This window comes from Hyphomicrobium methylovorum (genome assembly GCF_013626205.1).
In the GTDB taxonomy this organism is placed as follows: Bacteria; Pseudomonadota; Alphaproteobacteria; order Rhizobiales; family Hyphomicrobiaceae; genus Hyphomicrobium_B; species Hyphomicrobium_B methylovorum.
In genome coordinates this window covers 2604584-2623217 of sequence record NZ_QHJE01000001.1, presented here as the reverse complement: position 1 = coordinate 2623217, position 18634 = coordinate 2604584, and the positions used below count along the sequence as shown (strand labels likewise).

The window sequence follows — 18634 nt, the reverse complement described above, 5'->3', positions numbered from 1 at the left end:
ACCAGCAATGACTACCGTTCGTTATGCGCCGGTCGTTACCGCGCGGCTTGCTTACCAGCGCTTCTCTTTGCGCTCGGCTTTTTCCGCGGCGACTTTTCAAGCCGGAACTGAATACCCTTCTCGACCGCCGGAAAGAAATACTCCGTCAGATTGACGGTCTCCAACCGGCCAACGCTATCGCGTGCAGACTCCAGCCACTTCTCAGCGTGATTGCGGCCTGCACCGTGCAGATAGGTGATGACGTCCCAGTTGGGCGTAAGCGTCGTCGCGGGATCGAGCGTTCCGGTAATCGGTCCGCCGTCGACGAGATGAAACCGGTGACGACAAAGCGGCGCCAGACGGCCCTTCGTCAGCAAAGCACCCGCCGACGCCTCGCGCACCGATTGGATCACCTCAATGTCGCGCATCAATGGAGCATTGAATGTCAGACGATTGGCGAGATTTGAAATATCGCGCGACGTCGTCGGCAAACGGTCATTGACGCGCGGCGACACCATCACCAGCAGCGAGTCACCGATCGGACTTTCGCTCGCAAGCGTCACAAGATCGGGATTAGCTGAAAACCCACCGTCCCAATACGCCGCGCCATCGATCTCGACGGCATGGTGCATAACCGGAAGACACGCCGAAGCAAGCACTGCCTCGACGGTGATCTCGTCATGTCGGAAAAGCCGTGCCCGCCCGGTGGACACATGCGTCGCGGCTACGAGCAATTCCACCGGACACGACGCGCGCAACTGATCGAAATCGATATGGTCGTTCAGCAGTCGGCGCAGCGGATCAAATCCGAGCGGATTGAATTCATACGGTGAAAGCATAGTCGCCAGATGCGAGGTCAGTTGCGATGCGCGGACCATGCCGTTCAGAAAAGGATTGAGGCTTGTGAGATCCGGCACACCGGCCTTGTGAATGGCCTGCCAGATCTTGAACATCTTCTCGCGCGCTTTCTCCCGCGAGCCTTCCGCCAATCCTGCAGCAAGAGCAACTGCGTTGACCGCGCCAGCACTCGTACCGCTGATCCAACCAAAGCGCAGCGTTTCGTCTTGGAGAAGACGATCGATAACGCCCCAGGTGAATGCACCGTGCGCTCCGCCGCCCTGAAGAGCGAGATTGATATGGGCCAATTTCGGCAAGTAGCTTGCACCCCGCACGCTTGGTAGTCGATCTTGATAAGGTTAGCACAATCACAAACGTCAGCGGCGCCTCAATGTCATTCGGCCGCGTCACAACGACAGTCCCGAGACCAAACTCATCAATAGGCTAGCAATAAAAACGCCAACTCCTCGACGATGCGACTCCGCATGGCCGAAATGCAATGCCGGAGCATGCGGCGAATTACGCCGCACAAAATGTGACAGAGGGAAAACCGATGGCCGGTGACATTTTTATCGCGCGACACACACACGCGATTTACGGACTGCCTAAATCTTCGGCTGATCGAATTCGAGAAACGTCTCGCTCAGCTTTTCGATTGGGCCGTTGGCTTCAGTCATTCCTCGCACGACAAGACGAATACGCAATCCGCCGGTCGCCTTTCGGAAGAACGTCAAAAGATTGTAGCTTGCGGGCGCTTCTTGATTGTGAGGAATGAGCGCCGACGCAGATCCGGCCGCAACCAGCGGCACAGGCTTGCCGAGCGTCGGCAGCCAATCGACGCGCGCTCGGTGATTGTGCCCGTAAAGAATGACCTCAGCACCCTGCCGCTCGATCAAATTCACAAAGTGAGCCGCGTCGGTCAGTTCGCGACGGGGTGCTGCCAACGAGGCGAGCGGCGGATGATGAATAAGAACGACCCGGATGATGCCGTCGCGCTCGAGCGCTGAAAGCTGTCCGCTTGCGATTTCGATTTGCTGTGAACCGAGCGCACCGCGCGCAACAAACGGCGGCGTTTCATGCGCCGAGTTCAGTCCGATCAGCGCCAACGGCCCGACGCGGCGAATGAACGGAAACGCAAGCGTCTCCTCCTCTCCCCCCATGTAGGCAGCCCAGCGGCCAATCCCGCGATCGCCCCGAAGGTTCGAATAAATATCGTGATTGCCCGGAACGACCGTGACAGCGTCTGGCGGGCCGACGCTCTCAAGCCACTCCAGAGCAGCCTCATACTCCGAGGGCAGGCCCAGGTTCACGAGATCGCCCGTGATCGCAATGTGGTCGGGCCTCAGTTTCCGCGCGTCAGCAATCAGCCGGTCCGCCACCTGGCGGACATGGACGTGACGCCGCTTGCGCTGCCAGTTCAAGTATCCGAGAAGCCGTTTGGCGTTCGCATACCGCCACGGCACTCCGCCCGCAGGCGGAAGATGCACGTCGGAAAAGTGCGCGAGTGTGAACGGTTCGGTCATTGGGAGAATTGAAAGATGGAGAGGGACGGTAGATTTAGCACACGAACGGCGCGTGGGCGTAATATGCGCTCACCAACCGACAGTGTGGGGCAAATGTGTCGCTCTTGAGCACTTTCATCGTCCGCCTGCTGCAAAACTATTGGCGAGCGACCCGCGGGCTGACGCTCGCCTCGCAAGCCTGCGTTGTCGATCCCGCGGGCAGACTGCTTCTGACCACACTCGCCGGTCGTGCGGACGCCCAGATCCTGCCTCGAACCTTCGTTCGACGCGGCGAGTCCGCCTCGGATGCTGCCCTACGCCTCCTCCACGAAGACCTGGCCATCGTACCGACCGCGGAACCGGAATTGCTGGCCATCCTCCCATCACCCGCTCCGGATAGCGGCGGCCAGATCGCGACATTCCTGATACGCAGTTGGACAGGCGGACCCGCCGCAACAGCCGCCGCCCGCGCAGTCGCATTCGTCGCAGCCGCAGACCTGCCCGCGTCACTGGATGACGAAACGAAGCACCGTATCTTAACCGCACTCAGCCGTAGCGCGCCGGGCCAAATGTGATAGAAGCCGCCCAACCGCGCCGCAGGAATTCCAAATCGAATGTCGCCATCGCTCGTTGTCCGAAACGCACGCCCCGCTGACCTTGCCGACATGACGCGCCTTCACGCGCGCGTCTTCGGTCCAGGACGCTTTGCGCGCTCGGCCTATCGCGTGCGCGAAGGCAAAGGGCATCTCTCGCGTTACTGCCTCGTCGCCCATCGCGGCAACGAACTCATCGCTTCGCTCCGAATGACAGAAATCACGATCGGCGGACGGACCGGCGCTGCCCTGCTCGGCCCCGTCGCCGTTGCATCGGAGAACCGCAACATCGGCATCGGCAAGCGTCTGATGCATGAAGCGCTGGAAGCGGCCGAGCGCGGTGGCACCGATCTCGTCGTGCTGGTCGGAGACCTTCCTTACTATGGACGGTTCGGCTTCAAGCCTGTGCCGCTCGGCCAGATCCTATTCCCGGGACCGGTCAATCCGGGGCGCATCCTTGCGCGCGAAATCCGCGAAGGCGCCCTGCAGGACTTTCGCGGATTGATCGTGGCACAGCCCTCGCAGTCAATCGGCAGCTGAGTTCGGAACGCGCACGCCGAGCGCAAACCGAACTCAACTATCCCCGCTGCTACATGCGAACGCGCTCTTTCTTCGGATCGTAGAAGGGAAACGGCACAACAGTCGCCTTAAGCCGCTTTTGCACGCCGTCGAGCCGACCGATTTCGAGTTCCGTTCCCAATTCCGCATGCGTAACGTCAACGCGTGCGAATGCGAGCGTCTTTTTCAACAACGGCGACCGCATCGCGCTGGTGACAAGACCGATACTCGCGCGCCCGACAAACACGGGATCGCCGTGCGACGGCTTCTCATTGCCCGCAATTTCGAGCCCGACCAACTTGAACATCGGATTGGCGCCCCGGTTGACCAGCGCGGCTTTGCCGATGAAATCCTCTTCCTTCTTCGCCGGAACAGTGAAGGCAATGCCCGCCTCGAACGGATCAATCGTCGTGTCGAAGTCATGCCCGCCGAACACGAGACCGGCTTCAATCCGCACCATGTCGAGTGCATCGAACCCAAACGGCTGAATGCGGAACGGAGCACCTGCCGCCATCACCGCATCCCAAACAGCGGGCGCATCCTTGGGGTGGCAGAAAATTTCGTAGCCGAGTTCACCTGTGTATCCAGTGCGCGAAACAAGAAGCGGAATTCCGGTAACGCCGCCGATACGCCCAACGGTAAAGCGGAAAACGCCAAGCTCCTGCACTGTCGGACGGCCCGGCGGTGTTTCAATCAATCCTGCCAGGATCTCGCGTGACTTCGGACCTTGCACAGCAACGTTATGGATCTCCGCCGTCGCCGTTTTGAGATGAACATTATAGTTCGTCTTCGCGAGCTGCTCCTTCAGCCAGATGAGGCTCGCGTCGTCGCCGCCGATCCAACGGAAGTTGTTCTCGCCAAGCCGGAACAGCGTCCCGTCATCAACCATGCCGCCGTGCTCGTAGCACATCGCCGTGTAGACGACCTGCCCGACCGAGAGCTTGCGCACGTCGCGCGTGACGATGCCCTGCAGAAACAGCTCGGAGTCGGGACCGAGAACTTCCATCTTCCGAAGCGGCGAGAGATCCATGATCACCGCGCGCTCGCGGCACGCCCAATACTCTTCAATGGCACCCGCGTTCGCGAAGCAATGCGGAACCCAAAATCCGCGATAGTCGCCGAAATTGCGCGTCAGCGCTGACGTGCGCGGATGGAACCCAGATTCGCGCGTCATCTGCAGGGGAGCGTCCACAGTCATGCGATGTCCAATCGAACGTTTGAAAGAAGTGTCCTTGGGATAAACCCGGACTTGAATTTCGCTGAGATTCCATCCGTTCGAAGGATCGATGTCGGACGGACAAGAGGATGCAGCACAGACAAGATCAGTCAGCGCCCGCATCACGACGTAATCGCCGGGCCGCGACCAAGGCTCGTCGGACCAGATGTTGTTATGGCAGTCGACGTTGGTGTTGTAGAAGAAGTTGATCGCCGGCCAGCCCTTGTAGTTATCGATCGGATACGACTTCAGCACGTCGTTGAGGTTATCGGTGCAATTCGGATGGCCGAAATAGCCCATATCCTCGTAGTAGCGCGTCGTGCACGCCAGATTGAACGTGTCGTGACGGCCAACGGTGTCCTGCACGACTTCGACGAGTGAATTGCGATCCTGATCGAAGAACTTCGAAAGGAGACCGGGCTGCGGATACGCGACGCCAAGCATCGTCCGCGTCGTCACGCCGTCGATTCCGCGAGCAGTGCCTTCGTCGAGCTTTCTCCGATTGAACGCGAGGAAATCAGAGCACTGACGTCCCTGCACGTCGATGATCTGAATGTATTCGCCTTCGTACACCTCAAAGCTTTCAGCGCTCGCAATGTTCACGCGAATATCGAGGCGCGGTTCGGCGATAGGGTCCGGCAGCTTCGCCTTATTCAGCGGCATAGGATTCGCGCGCCCGATGAACACCAAAACATCGGTCGCAGGCGTCTGCTCCCAAACAATCATAGGTTCTGCAGGGGCGCCAAGAACGACGACCATGGGTCGATCGGCTTGCAGCATCACAACGTCTGTCGGGCGCGTATCGGCGCCGAGCACCGTCGCGGCATCAACGCGACCGATATCGAGCCCGCGTCTGAAAAGACCAAACCGCACGCGTTGCGCGTCTTCGCTATCAGCCGATAACGCGCGCGCAATGCCGATCGGCGCACCGCCGCTCTTCAAGCCAAGCGCGGCAAGTCCGGACTTGCCATCCGGAAGAAACGCAGCGAGTTCGACCGCCTGCCCGCCTTCAAGTGGGCTGAGCTCCAGCCGATCACCCTTTTCGAGTTCATAAACGGCCGTGCCACCGCCTTTCAGAACATACCGTTCAACGCCAGGCGCCAGTGACAACCGGCCTTCAACAAAGTTCTTTGGCCGCGAAGGCGATGTTAAAACGGACTCAGTCATACTGCCTCCCGTTGATTTTATTATTTTGCGGACTCTGGCCGCGCGGTCGACGCGACCAGAGTCCTATGCTGCGGTAGGCGAAGTCTATTCCGCAGCTTGTTGTGTTTTCGGCTGATCAAGGAACGCTTCGAGCGAGTCGTCGAGCGCCTCGAGCCATGGCGTATGGTGGACAGGCGCCATCGTTCCGGTGAGCACGGAGCGATAGGACTTGTCGCGATACGTCAGGATGTTTTCCATCTTGTGATGTTCCCACTCCTTGAACATCTCAGCGACCTTGTCGACGTCGAGGCGCGGATAGTCCGTTGGAGCGAGGAGATCGCGAACGAACTCCGTCTGGAAATCGATCGCTTCGAACGCGTCCTTCACCTCTTCTTCTTTCGCAAGCCAGTTCGCTGCGTCTTCCGCCATCTCGCCGTAAGACGGCAGCTTAATCTTGCCCAGGATCACGTCGCGCGCGTACCAAGCTTCAGCATCGAACATGTTGAAGGTGTAGTACTGGTCCTGCATACCGATATACAAAACCTTCGGGTTGTTCAGCCAGAACACGCCCTTGTAGAGATTCGGCGGATAGAGTCTGTTACGTGATTTGAGGCGCAGATTGTCATCCATGAACGGGAAGTGATTGGAATACCCCGTGCACAGAACGATCACATCGAAGTCTTTCTTCGACCCGTCCTTGAAGAAGCAGGTCTTGCCTTCGACTTTCACCAGCAGTTCCCGCTCGTCGAGCGTATCCGGCCATTTGAAGCCCATCGGCTTCGTGCGCCAGGAGAACGTCACGGACTTCGCACCGTACTTGTAGCACTGGATGCCGATATCTTCCGAAGAGTAGCTTGAGCCGATGCAAAGAACATCTTTGCCAGCGAACTCATCTGCCGAACGGAAGTCATGCGAGTGCATCGTCCGGCCGAGGAATTTCGACAGGCCCGGAAATTCCGGCGTGATCGGCGTCGAATAATGGCCGCACGCCACAACGACGTAGTCGAATTCTTCCTTGCTCAGTTCGTCCGTCGTCAGATCCTTGACGGCTACTGTAAACTTGCCGGTGTTCTCATCTTCCGAAACCCAGCGAACCGCGTGGTTGAGCTTGATGTAATGGGTGATACCGCTCTTCTCGATACGGCCCTTGATATAATCGTGAAGCACAGCGCGCGGCGGATATGAGGGGATCGGCCGTCCGAAATGCTCTTCGAACGAGTAGTCTGCGAATTCCAGACATTCCTTCGGTCCGTTGGACCAAAGATAACGGTACATGCTTCCGTGCACCGGCTCGCCATGCTGATCGATGCCCGTGCGCCAGGTGTAATTCCAGAGACCGCCGTAGTCGCTTTGCCGCTCGTAGCAGACAATCTCAGGAATTTCCGCACCCTTGCGTCGAGCACTTTCGAACGCGCGGAGAATAGCAAGTCCGCTAGGTCCGGCTCCGATGACTGCAATACGCTCTGCCATAATCGTTTCCTCTTAAGTTGATGGCGATATTTGAAATGGGTTTGAGCCGGGGGCTCGTCCGTCTTCTTGGTTTTGAAGTTTTGGTATTGGATGTGCGCCGGAGCTTTGAAATAGGAGCTCCGGCGCGCATCCTCGTGCTAAGCCGGGAGCTGGAAAAACCAGTTGGCGATCAGCACGGTCGCGAGTCCTGCAATCAAAGTCAGATAGGGCAGGATGCCAGCTTTGCGGCGGTTCATGTCCGCACCGTCAAGACCGAGATCTTCCATCATGTGAGCCGGGAAGACGCCCTTGTCTTGAACGTAGTGGCGATAAGCGAACACCGGAATGATGAGCGCCGCAGTGAAGAGACCGGCCCACAGCGCAATCGGGTTCCAGACCTTCGCACCCGCGCCCATGAACACCGCGTTGACGAACGCCAGAACCGTACCGATAGCGAGAATTGCGGTCGGCGCGCGCCACGGACGATGAACGTGTGCGTTGTCGAGACGGTGGATCCATCCCGAGTTGAGGTTGAGGAAGTTGAAGATGATGTAACCGCAGTTCGACACGGCCAGGATGAAGAAGAAGCTTGTCGCGTCCGCACAGGCAATCGCGAGGATCGCAAGGTTGACACCAAGGTCGGTCCACATCGCGCGGGTCGGTGCGCCATGCGAGTTGACGTGATCGAGATAGCGCGGAAGCCATCCGTCACGTGCGCCCTGGTAGAGCGTGCGAGACGTTCCAGCCATTGCCGTCATGAGGCAGAGCATCAGCGCCAGGATCATCATCATGACGAGCAGGCTCGTGACCCAACCGCCACCCGAAACCATGTTGCCCATAGCGGCCGCAACGCCCGAACCGTCGACGATCTCCGGTGCAAGCATACCGTTGAGTCCAAGCACACCCTGGAACGTGAACGGCACCAGCGTGAACAGAAGCAGGCAAAGCAGACCGGAATAAAAGATCGCTTTGAACGTATCGGTGCCGGGGTTCTTGAATTCCCGCGTGTAGCAAACAGCCGTCTCGAAGCCGTAGGTCGACCACGCTGCGATAAACATCGCGCCGAGGATCAGCGTCCACCCGCCGATATCCCACTGCCCCATCTCAGGCGCGTATGCCGCCTTCAGTGGCTCCAGAGGAGTAAAGTTAGACCACTCGATCTGACCGGTGATGATCGGGACGACGCCAACGATCAACATCGGAATGATGACCGCAAGCCCGACGTACTTCTGCACGCTCGCAGTGCTGAGAATACCGCGATGCTGAATAGCGAACGTCAGCAGCATCAGCACAGCGCCGATGATGAAAGCGGCGTTGAACGAGAACGACACCGGTCCGAGCGTTCCGTGATAAAAAGCCCAGTTCCGGATGGACGGGGTCATCGCGGCAACGGCGTCCGCTGAAACAAGCGCTGCCACAGCATCCGCCGCAGCCTTTCCGTGATTGGCGCTCAACCATTCTGCGACGCGCGGTGAATCCAGCGGAATCGAATTGGCGTGCGAAGCGGCCCAAGCCAAAACATGCGGCGCATCTGCGGGAGGAATTGGCGCGAGCGAATTAAGGATGTAGGCCGCCGCGATCGAACAACCGAGCGACAGCACAGGCGTCCACGCGAACCAGTTACACCACACCGAAAGCGGCGCGATGATCTTCGAATACCGAACCCACGCGGCCGCGCCGTAAACGGATGCGCCACCCGACTTGTTCGGGAAGAGGCCGGCAATTTCCGCGTAAGTGAAGGACTGCAACAGTCCCATGATCATCGACACGGTCCAGACCAGGAACGCCACCTTGCCGGCGACGCCTGCGATACCGCCGATAGAGAACAGGACCAGTGCTGGCACCCCGCTCGCCACCCAGAACGCGCCCCGCCAATCGATGGTGCGCAAAAGTTCACCGGACGCGTGCCCGCTATCCAGGAAAGTTGCTGATGCCGTCGTGTCCGATGCCATGGTTGCTCCCACTCTTTGTATTGCCCGACCAAATGGCCGAGAGCCCCCTACTGGGAGCCCGCCCACTTCATGCCCTAAAAAACCAATTAAAACCAAAATTAGACCAAAGGGTCTCAGTGGCCGGATATTACGAGACCAAATGTCTCAAGAAAAGTCCGAATTTCGTACAATCTCGAACCAGAACTGCCTATTGAGAGAGCAGAAAGAGAGCAACTTCCTGTGTTAAATCGGTAATTTCTCGATATTGCAGGTGCGAAACTACTTTGGCCCTGTTTGGACAAAATTGGTTGTTACTGGCCACAAAATCATGCATTGTGTCTTCGCGGGCGTGTGAAATGAATGCGCCAGCGGCATGACAATTGAGGTGTTTGACCGGTGCGGATGAGACTCTTGCCAACCATGCAATGCGCGGAAAAAGCGAACAAAACCGCCTCGCCGAAATTGTCGGTTTGCGCATGAACGCCATGACCGGAAACGCCACTCGCGAAACTCCGCCTTGGGTGAATGACCTCACCAAGCATCCGCTCGTGACAGCGCGCGTGAAAGACATCGCAACACACCTGTTCGAACGCATCGCGGCGGGCGAATTCCCCTTCGGCACGCGAATCCCGGCCGAACGCGATCTTGCGCAATCCTATGGAGAGAGCCGCGCAACGATCCGCCAGGCACTCGATTTCTTGTCGTTGTACGGAGCGGTGGCTCGGCGCGCGGGAAGCGGCACGTTCGTGTCCTACGCGAAGCCGGAAGGTCCTGCCCCCAAGATCGAGGAAGACCTTCCGGGCTACCTCAATATCGATCAGCTCGCTGAAAACGCGTCGCCTTTCGCCGCCAATATCGCCATGTCTATTCTCGCGCCGGAGATGGTGCGTATCGCCACGATCTACATGTCGAATAGAGACATCGCCATTCTACGCGGACAGCTGACGCGGCTCGAAACTATCGTCACCGAGTCCGCCATGTTCGGCGCCCTGGAAGACGACATCATGATGACCATTGCACGCGGCACGCACAATTCGCTCATCACCGCGATGTATTCGATATTGCACGAAGTCCGCCGTCGCCCGCAGTGGGCCACGAGCCGCCAACAGACGCTGACGCCTGCGAAGATGAAAAACGTGCAGATGCTGATGCGCTCGCTTTACAACGCCATCGAACGACGCAACGTCGAAACTGCGATCGAGATCATCAAACTATACGTGGCCAACAACCACGAAGAAATGCTCTACGAATCCTGAGGCGTGAGCTTGTTGCCCGCAACGGGAACAGCGGCGAGTTGTTCGCGCTGATCCCACATCAGATCGAGCGCGCGCAGATGCTTGACGAGAACGTCGCCGTTCTTTGACCACCAATCGGGAATGGAGCAGAATTCCTGAATGCGCGCCCGCCCGTTCTCGATCGCAACCACCGGCCAATCGCCAACCAGCGCATTATCGATCCCGAAGAGGTCCGTTCCCCACCACGTCGCTTCGCCGAAGGCATGACTGCCGATACCGCCCAGCTTCATGGCCGCAAGCACTGAGAACGGTTCGAACGAACGCGCGCGCTGAACACCGGCTTTCCAAAGCTCCAGCGTCGCCGCGTACTCCCACGAAACGGCCGACCACGTGCCGGGAAACCGCCTGCAATACTCATCGTAAAACAGCCGCGGTTCTTCGAAATTGATCCGCCCATCGTCCAGGCGCGGATCGTCGAAGTCCGGAAACTGGAAGACGAAGCCTTCCATGAACTCCGGGCTCGTTCGCCGGATCAACTCCGGATAATTATCGCAGGTGCAGGAGAGAAAACGGCCGCGGAAATTGCGCTTATAGGCTTCGATCGTCAGTTCATGCACGAACGGTTCATAGGCCGTATCCCAGCACAGAATATCCGGATCCGGCGCCATCATAGCTTCGACGATACCGCCGAAATCCGTCGTATCCGGCTCAAACAGCTGCTCTGCAACGATCTTGATTCCAGCCGCTTCGAACGCCGCCCGGTACGTCGCAATCGAAGGAAGGCCAAGCAAATCGCGCTGCGCACAAAGCGATACCGTCTTTAACTTCGGCGCGTTGCGCTTCAACCAATCCACACCAGTAACGTTATAAATCGGATGCACTTCGCTCGGCGCAATCAGCGTCGGCGCGTCCGGAGAAAGATCCGACGGCAGCAGCGTTGCAACCAGCATTCTGTGCCGATTGATGACGCTGCGAACCTCCAGCGTCACGTCGTTGCCGCCAATCATCATGAGGAACTTGACGCCATCCTCGCGGATCAGCTTTCTCGCGCCTCGCGCAGAAAATTCGCTATTGTATTCCGTGTCATACGGCACGAGTTCGAGCATGTACCGGCGGCTGCCGACCTTCAGCCCGCCAGCCGCATTAACGCGGTCGATCCAAATGAGGCTGCCGTACAATCCCGGAGCAGCCCAGGATCTCAGCGGCCCGGTTAAAGGCGCTAGAAAGCCGATCTTCAGCACCGTTGCAGAGCCGATTCCGAAATCGCGCATCGCAACGCCGAGCGCAGCCGAAACAGCGCTTCTCGGTTTAGTGGCCATGATCCGGCTTCACCGTAACTGCATCGTCGACATGCCGCCCAACACTCTCTCGCCACCGCGATACACGTATGCGAGACCAGCTGAAGTGCAATATTGCAAGCTCCAAACAGTCTATATTGGCGCTTCGCAGTCAACTGGAAAGCACCCGCAGCACTTTGCCCGAAGAGCCTGTCGGCTCCGCCTCAGACGAAAGGATCTTTCATCAAAATCGTATCTTCGCGCTCCGGGCTGGTCGAGAGAAGTGTAACCGGGCACTCGATCAGCTCTTCGACACGGCGCACATACTTCACCGCCTGCGCCGGAAGATCGGCCCAACGCCGCGCACCCTGGGTCGATTGCGACCACCCCTCGAAGTCCTCGTAAATCGGCATGATGTTGGCCTGCGCACTCGTGCTCGCAGGCAAGCGCGACAGCCGTTCACCGTCGAGCGTGTAGCCGACACAGATCCGGATCGTTTCGAAACCGTCGAGCACGTCGAGCTTCGTCAGCGCAATGCCATCGACTCCGGAAACCTTCGCAACCTGACGAACAAGCACGCTGTCAAACCAGCCGCAGCGCCGTTTGCGTCCCGTAACCGTGCCGAACTCCCGGCCGCGCTCGCCGATCTTCTCACCAATGGCATCCGACAATTCAGTCGGGAAAGGACCCGCGCCAACGCGCGTCGTATAGGCCTTGGCGATACCGAGAACGTAGCCCGTCAAACGCGCGCCGATGCCCGATCCAGTCGACGCCTGTGCCGCCACCGTGTTCGACGACGTCACGAACGGGTACGTACCATGATCGACGTCCAACAGCGCTCCCTGCGCGCCTTCGAACAGAATACGCTTTCCGTCCTTACGCGCCGCGTCCAGCAGCTCCCAGGACACATCCATGTACGGCAGAACTTCGCCAGCAATCGCCGTCAATTCCGCAATCAATTTGTCTCTGGAGATCTCAGGCTGTCCAAGCCCGCGCCGAAGCGCGTTGTGGTGCGTAAGTATCCTGTCGATCTTCGGCCCGAGCGTCTGCGGCGACGCGAGATCCTGCACGCGAATAGCGCGACGGCCGACTTTGTCTTCGTAAGCAGGGCCAATGCCGCGACCGGTCGTACCGATCTTCTCAGTACCCGCAGCATCCTCGCGCAACTGATCGAGTTCCCGATGCAGCGGCAGGATCAGCGTTGCGTTTTCCGCGAGGCGAAGATTGTCACGCGAAATCGCCACGCCCTGTTTGCGCAGCCGCTCGATTTCAGCAACCAGCGCCCACGGATCGACGACCACGCCATTGCCGATTACCGACAGCTTATCCGGCCGGACAACGCCCGAAGGTAACAGAGAGAGCTTGTACGTCTTATCGCCGATGACAAGCGTATGCCCAGCGTTGTGCCCGCCCTGAAAGCGCACGACGACGTCCGCACGCTCGGACAGCCAGTCCACGATCTTCCCTTTGCCCTCGTCACCCCACTGGGCGCCGACTACGACAACGTTCGTCATTCTCACACCTTCTCATAACGAGGCCCGGCATTGGCCGGGCCATGGGGGCAGCCTTGCCCCGAGCGTTGCAATGCGTCTTCAGGATTGGCGCTACGGACCGTATACGATCGATTTCGCAGCCGGCCAGGAAATGCGATAGCCATATTCAAAGATCTTCTCTTCGTCAGGCTCTAGCTGTGAATCGAACGCGATGACACCGCGCTTGTCGTCCACGTTCTTCGTGCTCGGCGTCGCCTTGCCCGTGTATTCGACCTTGATCTCATCGTTCTGCGAAACCGGAACCCGGTCGAGAATCGTAACCGCGATCGGCCTTTCATGCAGATTCTTGACGTTGACGCGGAAATTGCGGCTGTCGACATGAGACGTCGAAATCAGGCCCGTCTCACCGCGCTTCTCTTCCAAGACCGCGTGTTTCACTTTCACCTGATCGTCGATGCCGAAGCCCAGATCATGCTCCTCTCCGACAGCGACGGCGGGAATATCCGTCATGCCGACAAACGTCCCGTCGCGGAACAGGCAAACACTGCCAGGAAGCAGCGGCGTTCCCTTGAGCAGTTTTATCTTGGCATAGAGGTAAGCATTGGTGTCGAGCTTGGGCACGGAGCGACTGCCAAGCGTCACCGTCAAATCTTCCGTCATCAGAAGAACGCGCTTACCCTCGCCCGTTCCCAAGACGGTGTTCCGACCCGGCACTTCGAACGTTGCTTCGAACGGAGCAACCTCGAGCCGCGCAGTCGATTCCTCGGCTTCGACAGGCATAGGCGGCGGAGCAGCAGGCGCCGCTTCCAAAAGCACATCGGCGTCGGCCATATTACCGGCTGCGCGTTCACGCTTGGACTCGGCGCGCTCTAATCGCGCGGCGCTCGCCAACGGACGGGGCCGCGGCGGCGGTTCGTAATCGACAAATTGGCTATCGATCAAAGGCGCTGCTGCACTGTCGGAAGGCCGCGCGGTCGAGAGCTTAAGCTCTACGCTATCCCAATTCTCACCGGAGTACTGTCTGATCGCAGCACGCCGCGCGAGAACGAATTTCGGCTGTTCGGTCTTGGTGCCTGTTTGAAGTCGCGCGTCGTAAATCGGCGTCCAGTTCGCATCCTGCACCTGATAGCGGATCGTAAAATCCGCATCGAGCGGGCTCTGCGCAATCACGTGAACGCGCACTTCCGTCTGCTGCGTCTGCGCGGGAGCAAGAGTCTTTAGCCGGTTCTCGAGGTCCGCAATCTTTCGGTCCACAATGCGAAGTTTCTGCTGGGCGTCCAACTCGAGCTTGTTCGCATCGCCCGTCGCTCTTGCAATCAATTCCAGAATCTTCGGCCAATCATCTTCGCCAGACGTGCCCGTGGCACCGGGCGTCACGGTGCGCGGCCGTGTCGGCAGTTGCGCGAGATTGGCGATCAGCGCCTTCTGCGTCTGCGCGCCCTGCTCCTGCGCGGCGATCCCTGCGCGCTCATCCTGAAGCTTCTCGATCTCGTCCTCGATCGACTTACGCTGCACATCTGCCGCTTGGCTTTCTGCCCGCTGCAAAAACTTGCGCGCCGTATCCACCGAACTGATATCGAGCTTGCCCGTCGCGCGTCCTTCAACTCGGATCGACGCCGGCACAGCAGACGCCGGAACGTCCTCGATGACGATGGTGTGCTCGCCCTTCTCCAGATGCGTCTTCGCGAAGCGCGTAATTTCCGCGCCTTTTAAGAACACCGTCACGGAACCAATCGTCGACGGTGCTTGAATTTCGGCGGCAAACACGCCGAACGGAAGCACGGCAACAAAAACCGCCGCGAGGGCAAAACGCATCTGCTGTGACCTTCGTGTTTGTTTCGGTTGCCGAGTGGGGTCGCTGATCGCCCCTTGGGCCCCAGAACGTACCAGCGCTTATTATGGCCGATACGTCGCCAGAGCAAAAGTATTGACAGCTACATGCCTGTTAACCACGGCAAAAATCCGGTCCCCGTCTCAAAGTCCCGCCTCTTTTCGGGCTTTCGCATAGCTCCATTCGAGCCAGGGCGTAAGACGCACGATATCCTCGGTTTCAACCGTCGGTCCGCACCAGATGCGCAAGCCAAGCGGCATCCCGCGGTAGGCCGCGAGGTCGAAGCCTGCACCCTCTTCCGCGAGAATCCGCACCATCGACCGCACCATCGCGTCGCTTTTCTCTGGCCCGAGAGCCAGAACCGCAGGCTCGACGAAACGCAGAGCGATCGACGTATGCGTGCGCGTTGCGGGCTCGACGGCCAGCGGCTCGACCCACGGCGTCGCCGCAATCCAATCGTACAGCGCACGCGACGAAGCATCGGAGCGCGCAATCGTGCCAGCCACACCGCCGATCTCGCGCACCCAGTTGAGGGCGTCGAGATAATCTTCGACGCACAGCATCGACACCGTGTTGATCGTTACGCCTTCGAACACGTCCATAATGACGGCGCCGTTGTTCTTCATCCGGAACAGTTTCGGCATCGGCCATGGCGGCTGATAGGTCGCCAGTCGTTCGAGCGCGCGCGGCGACATGATCATCATGCCGTGACCAGCCTCGCCGCCAAGCGCCTTTTGCCAGGAATAGGTCAGAACGTCGATTTTTGAGAGATCGATATCTTCGGCAAACAAGGCCGACGTGGCATCGCAAATCGTCAATCCCTGACGATCGTCCGGGATCCAATCGTTGTTCGGCACGCGAACGCCTGTCGTCGTTCCATTCCAAGTGAAGACGACGTCGCGAGCAAAATCGATTTTGCCGAGATCCGGCAAATAGCCCGGCTCCGCATCCATCATCCGCACGTCCGGCAGCTTCAATTCCTCGATAACGTCACGAATCCAGATGCGTCCGAATACATCCCAGGCAAGAACATCCACCCCGCGCCCGCCGAGCAGATTCCACATCGCGAGTTCCATCGCCCCGGTATCGGAACCAGCGACGATGGCCACTTTGTATCCCTCAGGCAGGTTGAGGATGTCGTGCGTCTCGGTAATGGCGCGCTTCAGCCTCTCGCGGCCCTCGATCGACCGATGCGACCGCCCAGCCAGCGCCGTTTTGAAAACATCCGTCGTCCAACCCGGACGTTTAACGCAGGGACCGCAGGAAAAATAAGGGCGGGCAGGCTTGTTTTTGGGCTTTTCTAAGTTGGACATCTGCATCTCTATAAAGCGCGGGATCGAGGCCTATTAGCATAGCTGGAGCACCACGAAAAAGGCGGCCAAACCGCCCCCTTTGCACCGCCTGAAGGGGCCCAGCGCCGAGTCCCGGATCCGGCCGTCCCGTTAGGGGCCACAGCCACGGCAAACGCGCAACAAAAAAGGCGGCCGAAACAGCCGCCCTCTCGGCACCGAAGAAAAAGGTGCGCAGCTTTCAGTTGAACTTGATACGAATGCCCGACCGGAACTGATGCAGGACGGAATCCTTATAGGCAATTGTGCTTTCCCCGGCGACCGTAGGAACAGTTGTGGCGATTGAATTGGACTCCCAAAGCATCTGCCAACCGTTATCCCAGGTAATGCTGTCGGTGATATCGTATGCAATACCGGCTTGAACGGCTGCGGCGAAATCAAACTGGTCTTTCGTTACCGATCCACTGGTCGAATACGAACTCGGAAGCGCTGCGGTGTTCACGCAATAGTCGGTAGGATACGGAACGGGCAGATCCGGATTGGTCGTCTGCACGCATTTCGCAGTTTCAGTGTAGCTGCGCTTCATTTGCCGCCAAGTGAAACCCGCGCCACCGCCGATGTAAGGCGTGAACCGCGTGCCGGTCGGAATATCGAAAATGACGTTGAAGAGCGCTGTGGTGCGCGAGAGCTTTACGGTGTCGCTCCGGCTGATTGAATACTCTGACGTATCGAAGGTCGGAGCGTTCGTAACCGGCAACTGGTAAGTGGAAAGTCCGGACCTATACCCTGTAGCAAGATCAGACTGTTCTGTTTCGGCGATCGTTGATCCACGATTGTAATCGATCGCAATTTCAGCGCGCAGCTGCGGTGTCAGATAGCGACCAAAGCTCAATCCAAAGATCGGCGAAGCACCAATGTCGCTGCCATCTCTGGCGCCGAGACCTGGCGTTACTCCGCCTGCGCTATCGGTGACGTAGCTGTCGATGTTCGCCTGGTCCAAGACGACGGCGCCAATCGCAAGCCCAACGTACCAATCCGAATCCGCATCATAAGTCGGAACCGGCGCAGGCGCCGGAACGGGAATCGGTACGCCGCCCATGTCCTTGACGCTACCCCAGTCGGCAGCGAGCGCCGGAGTGCACCCGATGGCGAATGCGATCCCTGCAAGAACCCATGATTTAAGAAACGTCATAGCCGTCTTCCCTCGTTGCGGGCGCTCTCAACGCACCGCTAATGACTCTGTTCGACGCAAACGCGCGCACTAAACGAGCCTCAGGAGGGAAAAACGACGTTCGCATCGAGCTCTTCTGAACCAGAGCCACGAACGCGAACGCCGCAAATACAAACCACACCTTGAGTATCTCAATCCGGAAGCAGGCACTCATCGCGCTCCTGCTCCCGGCCGTGTATCTGGCACCTCAGCGCCAGCAGAATTCGTCAGTTCAAGTCGTAACGCAGACCGATACGAAGCTGATGCGCCGTGACGTCCCTCACGTGGGCTTCTGTCGAGGCGTACTCGATCAAGCCGCCCGACACGTCGCCGAGATAAAGAAAGCGATACCCGACATCGAGATAGAGCGCGTTGCCGCTGCTAACTGCGACCGGCTCGTCTTTCATGCCGCCGATGTAGCGCGTCTCGCCGCCACGAAGTTTCCACGACACGCCCGCCATTGCGGCTGCCGCGAAGCTGTTGCTCGAACCCTTTGCGATGTCGTAATCGCAACCGCACTCCGTATCGACGATGCCAGCCGATGCACGGTTATGCGCGAAGCCGATACCCGCGCCGATGTAGGGCACGAACCGGCCACCACGATTGAAGTCGTAGTAGAGGTTGGCGAGAAGCACGGTGCTGCTGAAATCGAATTTGGCTTGGCCGAACGTGCCTTCGCAATTGCAGAGCGTCGTCTCGGTTCCGTTATCAAAGAGATAATCGACCGTGATATCGCCTCTGAATCCGCGGCCGAAATAACGGCCGATACCGCCGCCGACGGTCCACGTGCCGTCCATCTTGTTGCCGTGCGTCGTAAATCCAAGAACGTCGATATCGGGATTGGTGTACCAGTTGTAACCACCGTCCACGCGCACATACCAGCCAGCGGATGCCGCCGGCATGGGTGCCATTTCTGGCGCGTCCTGAATCCCGCCGCCAAGATCTGCCGCCGTCGCCACCACGGCGCCGCCGAGCAGAAAAGCTGCACTAAGAAGAACTAATTTGCGCTTGAACATTCCAATTCCCTTTCGCCGGCACGCAACTCCGAGGCGCACCGGACCCGCCACTGAACTTGAACGAACTATTGC

Annotated in this window: 14 protein-coding genes; 3 read left to right on the top strand and 11 right to left on the bottom strand. The window is 58.7% G+C overall.

Features of this window, described 5'->3' with window-relative positions; translation table 11 throughout:
* Window positions 1-35 precede the first annotated feature (35 nt).
* Window positions 36-1133, bottom strand: a complete 1098-nt coding sequence (locus DLM45_RS12630) for a patatin-like phospholipase family protein (protein WP_181337444.1) — start codon at window positions 1131-1133, stop codon at window positions 36-38.
* A 288-nt stretch (window positions 1134-1421) separates the two neighbouring features.
* Complete coding sequence (locus DLM45_RS12625) at window positions 1422-2339, bottom strand: metallophosphoesterase family protein (protein WP_181337443.1); 918 nt, start codon at window positions 2337-2339, stop codon at window positions 1422-1424.
* A 95-nt stretch (window positions 2340-2434) separates the two neighbouring features.
* Between DLM45_RS12625 and DLM45_RS12620 the strand changes: the two genes are divergently transcribed.
* Both DLM45_RS12620 and DLM45_RS12615 read left to right on the top strand, forming a co-directional pair.
* Window positions 2435-2893, top strand: a complete 459-nt coding sequence (locus DLM45_RS12620) for an NUDIX domain-containing protein (RefSeq protein ID WP_181337442.1) — start codon at window positions 2435-2437, stop codon at window positions 2891-2893.
* A gap of 39 nt (window positions 2894-2932) precedes the next feature.
* Window positions 2933-3451: a GNAT family N-acetyltransferase gene (locus DLM45_RS12615; RefSeq protein WP_181337441.1), complete on the top strand. Its 519-nt coding sequence runs from the start codon at window positions 2933-2935 to the stop codon at window positions 3449-3451.
* Window positions 3452-3500: 49 nt separating this feature from the next.
* Here DLM45_RS12615 and DLM45_RS12610 read toward each other — a convergent pair whose 3' ends face one another.
* From DLM45_RS12610 to DLM45_RS12600, 3 genes are all read right to left on the bottom strand, one after another.
* On the bottom strand, window positions 3501-5852 hold the full coding sequence (locus DLM45_RS12610; RefSeq protein WP_181337440.1) for a trimethylamine N-oxide demethylase: 2352 nt from the start codon (window positions 5850-5852) through the stop codon (window positions 3501-3503).
* 84 nt (window positions 5853-5936) lie between these two features.
* Window positions 5937-7301 (bottom strand): NAD(P)-binding domain-containing protein, encoded by a 1365-nt coding sequence (locus DLM45_RS12605; RefSeq protein WP_181337439.1) that lies wholly within the window; start codon window positions 7299-7301, stop codon window positions 5937-5939.
* Window positions 7302-7438: 137 nt separating this feature from the next.
* Entirely contained in the window at window positions 7439-9232 is a 1794-nt protein-coding gene (locus DLM45_RS12600; protein WP_181337438.1) for a trimethylamine N-oxide permease, read from the bottom strand.
* Window positions 9233-9687: 455 nt separating this feature from the next.
* Between DLM45_RS12600 and DLM45_RS12595 the strand changes: the two genes are divergently transcribed.
* The gene (locus DLM45_RS12595) at window positions 9688-10467 is read left to right on the top strand and encodes a FadR/GntR family transcriptional regulator (protein ID WP_246317369.1); all 780 of its coding nucleotides are present in this window, start codon (window positions 9688-9690) and stop codon (window positions 10465-10467) included.
* On the opposite strand, the gene DLM45_RS12590 is transcribed toward DLM45_RS12595, so the two are convergent.
* The 6 genes from DLM45_RS12590 to DLM45_RS12565 form a co-directional block, all read right to left on the bottom strand.
* The gene (locus DLM45_RS12590; protein ID WP_181337437.1) at window positions 10455-11765 is read right to left on the bottom strand and encodes an ABC transporter substrate-binding protein; all 1311 of its coding nucleotides are present in this window, start codon (window positions 11763-11765) and stop codon (window positions 10455-10457) included. The two genes, DLM45_RS12595 and DLM45_RS12590, sit on opposite strands and share 13 nt — an antisense overlap.
* 182 nt (window positions 11766-11947) lie before the next feature.
* Complete coding sequence (locus DLM45_RS12585) at window positions 11948-13237, bottom strand: adenylosuccinate synthase (RefSeq protein ID WP_181337436.1); 1290 nt, start codon at window positions 13235-13237, stop codon at window positions 11948-11950.
* A 90-nt stretch (window positions 13238-13327) separates the two neighbouring features.
* Complete coding sequence (locus tag DLM45_RS12580; protein ID WP_181337435.1) at window positions 13328-15031, bottom strand: mucoidy inhibitor MuiA family protein; 1704 nt, start codon at window positions 15029-15031, stop codon at window positions 13328-13330.
* A gap of 159 nt (window positions 15032-15190) precedes the next feature.
* Window positions 15191-16360 carry a phosphoserine transaminase gene (locus tag DLM45_RS12575; protein WP_181337434.1) on the bottom strand — a complete coding sequence of 390 codons (1170 nt, stop codon included), beginning with the start codon at window positions 16358-16360 and terminating at the stop codon, window positions 15191-15193.
* 217 nt (window positions 16361-16577) lie between these two features.
* Window positions 16578-17528 (bottom strand): hypothetical protein, encoded by a 951-nt coding sequence (locus DLM45_RS12570; protein ID WP_181337433.1) that lies wholly within the window; start codon window positions 17526-17528, stop codon window positions 16578-16580.
* A 245-nt stretch (window positions 17529-17773) separates the two neighbouring features.
* Entirely contained in the window at window positions 17774-18562 is a 789-nt protein-coding gene (locus DLM45_RS12565; RefSeq protein ID WP_181337432.1) for an outer membrane protein, read from the bottom strand.
* Window positions 18563-18634: the final 72 nt, after the last annotated feature.

What these genes read in the sequence shown, in the direction of transcription:
- DLM45_RS12585 (WP_181337436.1), bottom strand. Translation starts at nt 13,237, where the DNA reads ATGACGAACGTTGTCGTAGTCGGCGCCCAGTGGGGTGACGAGGGCAAA.
- DLM45_RS12615 (WP_181337441.1), top strand. Translation starts at nt 2,933, where the DNA reads ATGTCGCCATCGCTCGTTGTCCGAAACGCACGCCCCGCTGACCTTGCC.
- DLM45_RS12610 (WP_181337440.1), bottom strand. Translation starts at nt 5,852, where the DNA reads ATGACTGAGTCCGTTTTAACATCGCCTTCGCGGCCAAAGAACTTTGTT.
- DLM45_RS12575 (WP_181337434.1), bottom strand. Translation starts at nt 16,360, where the DNA reads ATGTCCAACTTAGAAAAGCCCAAAAACAAGCCTGCCCGCCCTTATTTT.
- DLM45_RS12570 (WP_181337433.1), bottom strand. Translation starts at nt 17,528, where the DNA reads ATGACGTTTCTTAAATCATGGGTTCTTGCAGGGATCGCATTCGCCATC.
- DLM45_RS12625 (WP_181337443.1), bottom strand. Translation starts at nt 2,339, where the DNA reads ATGACCGAACCGTTCACACTCGCGCACTTTTCCGACGTGCATCTTCCG.
- DLM45_RS12605 (WP_181337439.1), bottom strand. Translation starts at nt 7,301, where the DNA reads ATGGCAGAGCGTATTGCAGTCATCGGAGCCGGACCTAGCGGACTTGCT.
- DLM45_RS12595 (WP_246317369.1), top strand. Translation starts at nt 9,688, where the DNA reads ATGAACGCCATGACCGGAAACGCCACTCGCGAAACTCCGCCTTGGGTG.
- DLM45_RS12600 (WP_181337438.1), bottom strand. Translation starts at nt 9,232, where the DNA reads ATGGCATCGGACACGACGGCATCAGCAACTTTCCTGGATAGCGGGCAC.
- DLM45_RS12590 (WP_181337437.1), bottom strand. Translation starts at nt 11,765, where the DNA reads ATGGCCACTAAACCGAGAAGCGCTGTTTCGGCTGCGCTCGGCGTTGCG.
- DLM45_RS12565 (WP_181337432.1), bottom strand. Translation starts at nt 18,562, where the DNA reads ATGTTCAAGCGCAAATTAGTTCTTCTTAGTGCAGCTTTTCTGCTCGGC.
- DLM45_RS12580 (WP_181337435.1), bottom strand. Translation starts at nt 15,031, where the DNA reads ATGCGTTTTGCCCTCGCGGCGGTTTTTGTTGCCGTGCTTCCGTTCGGC.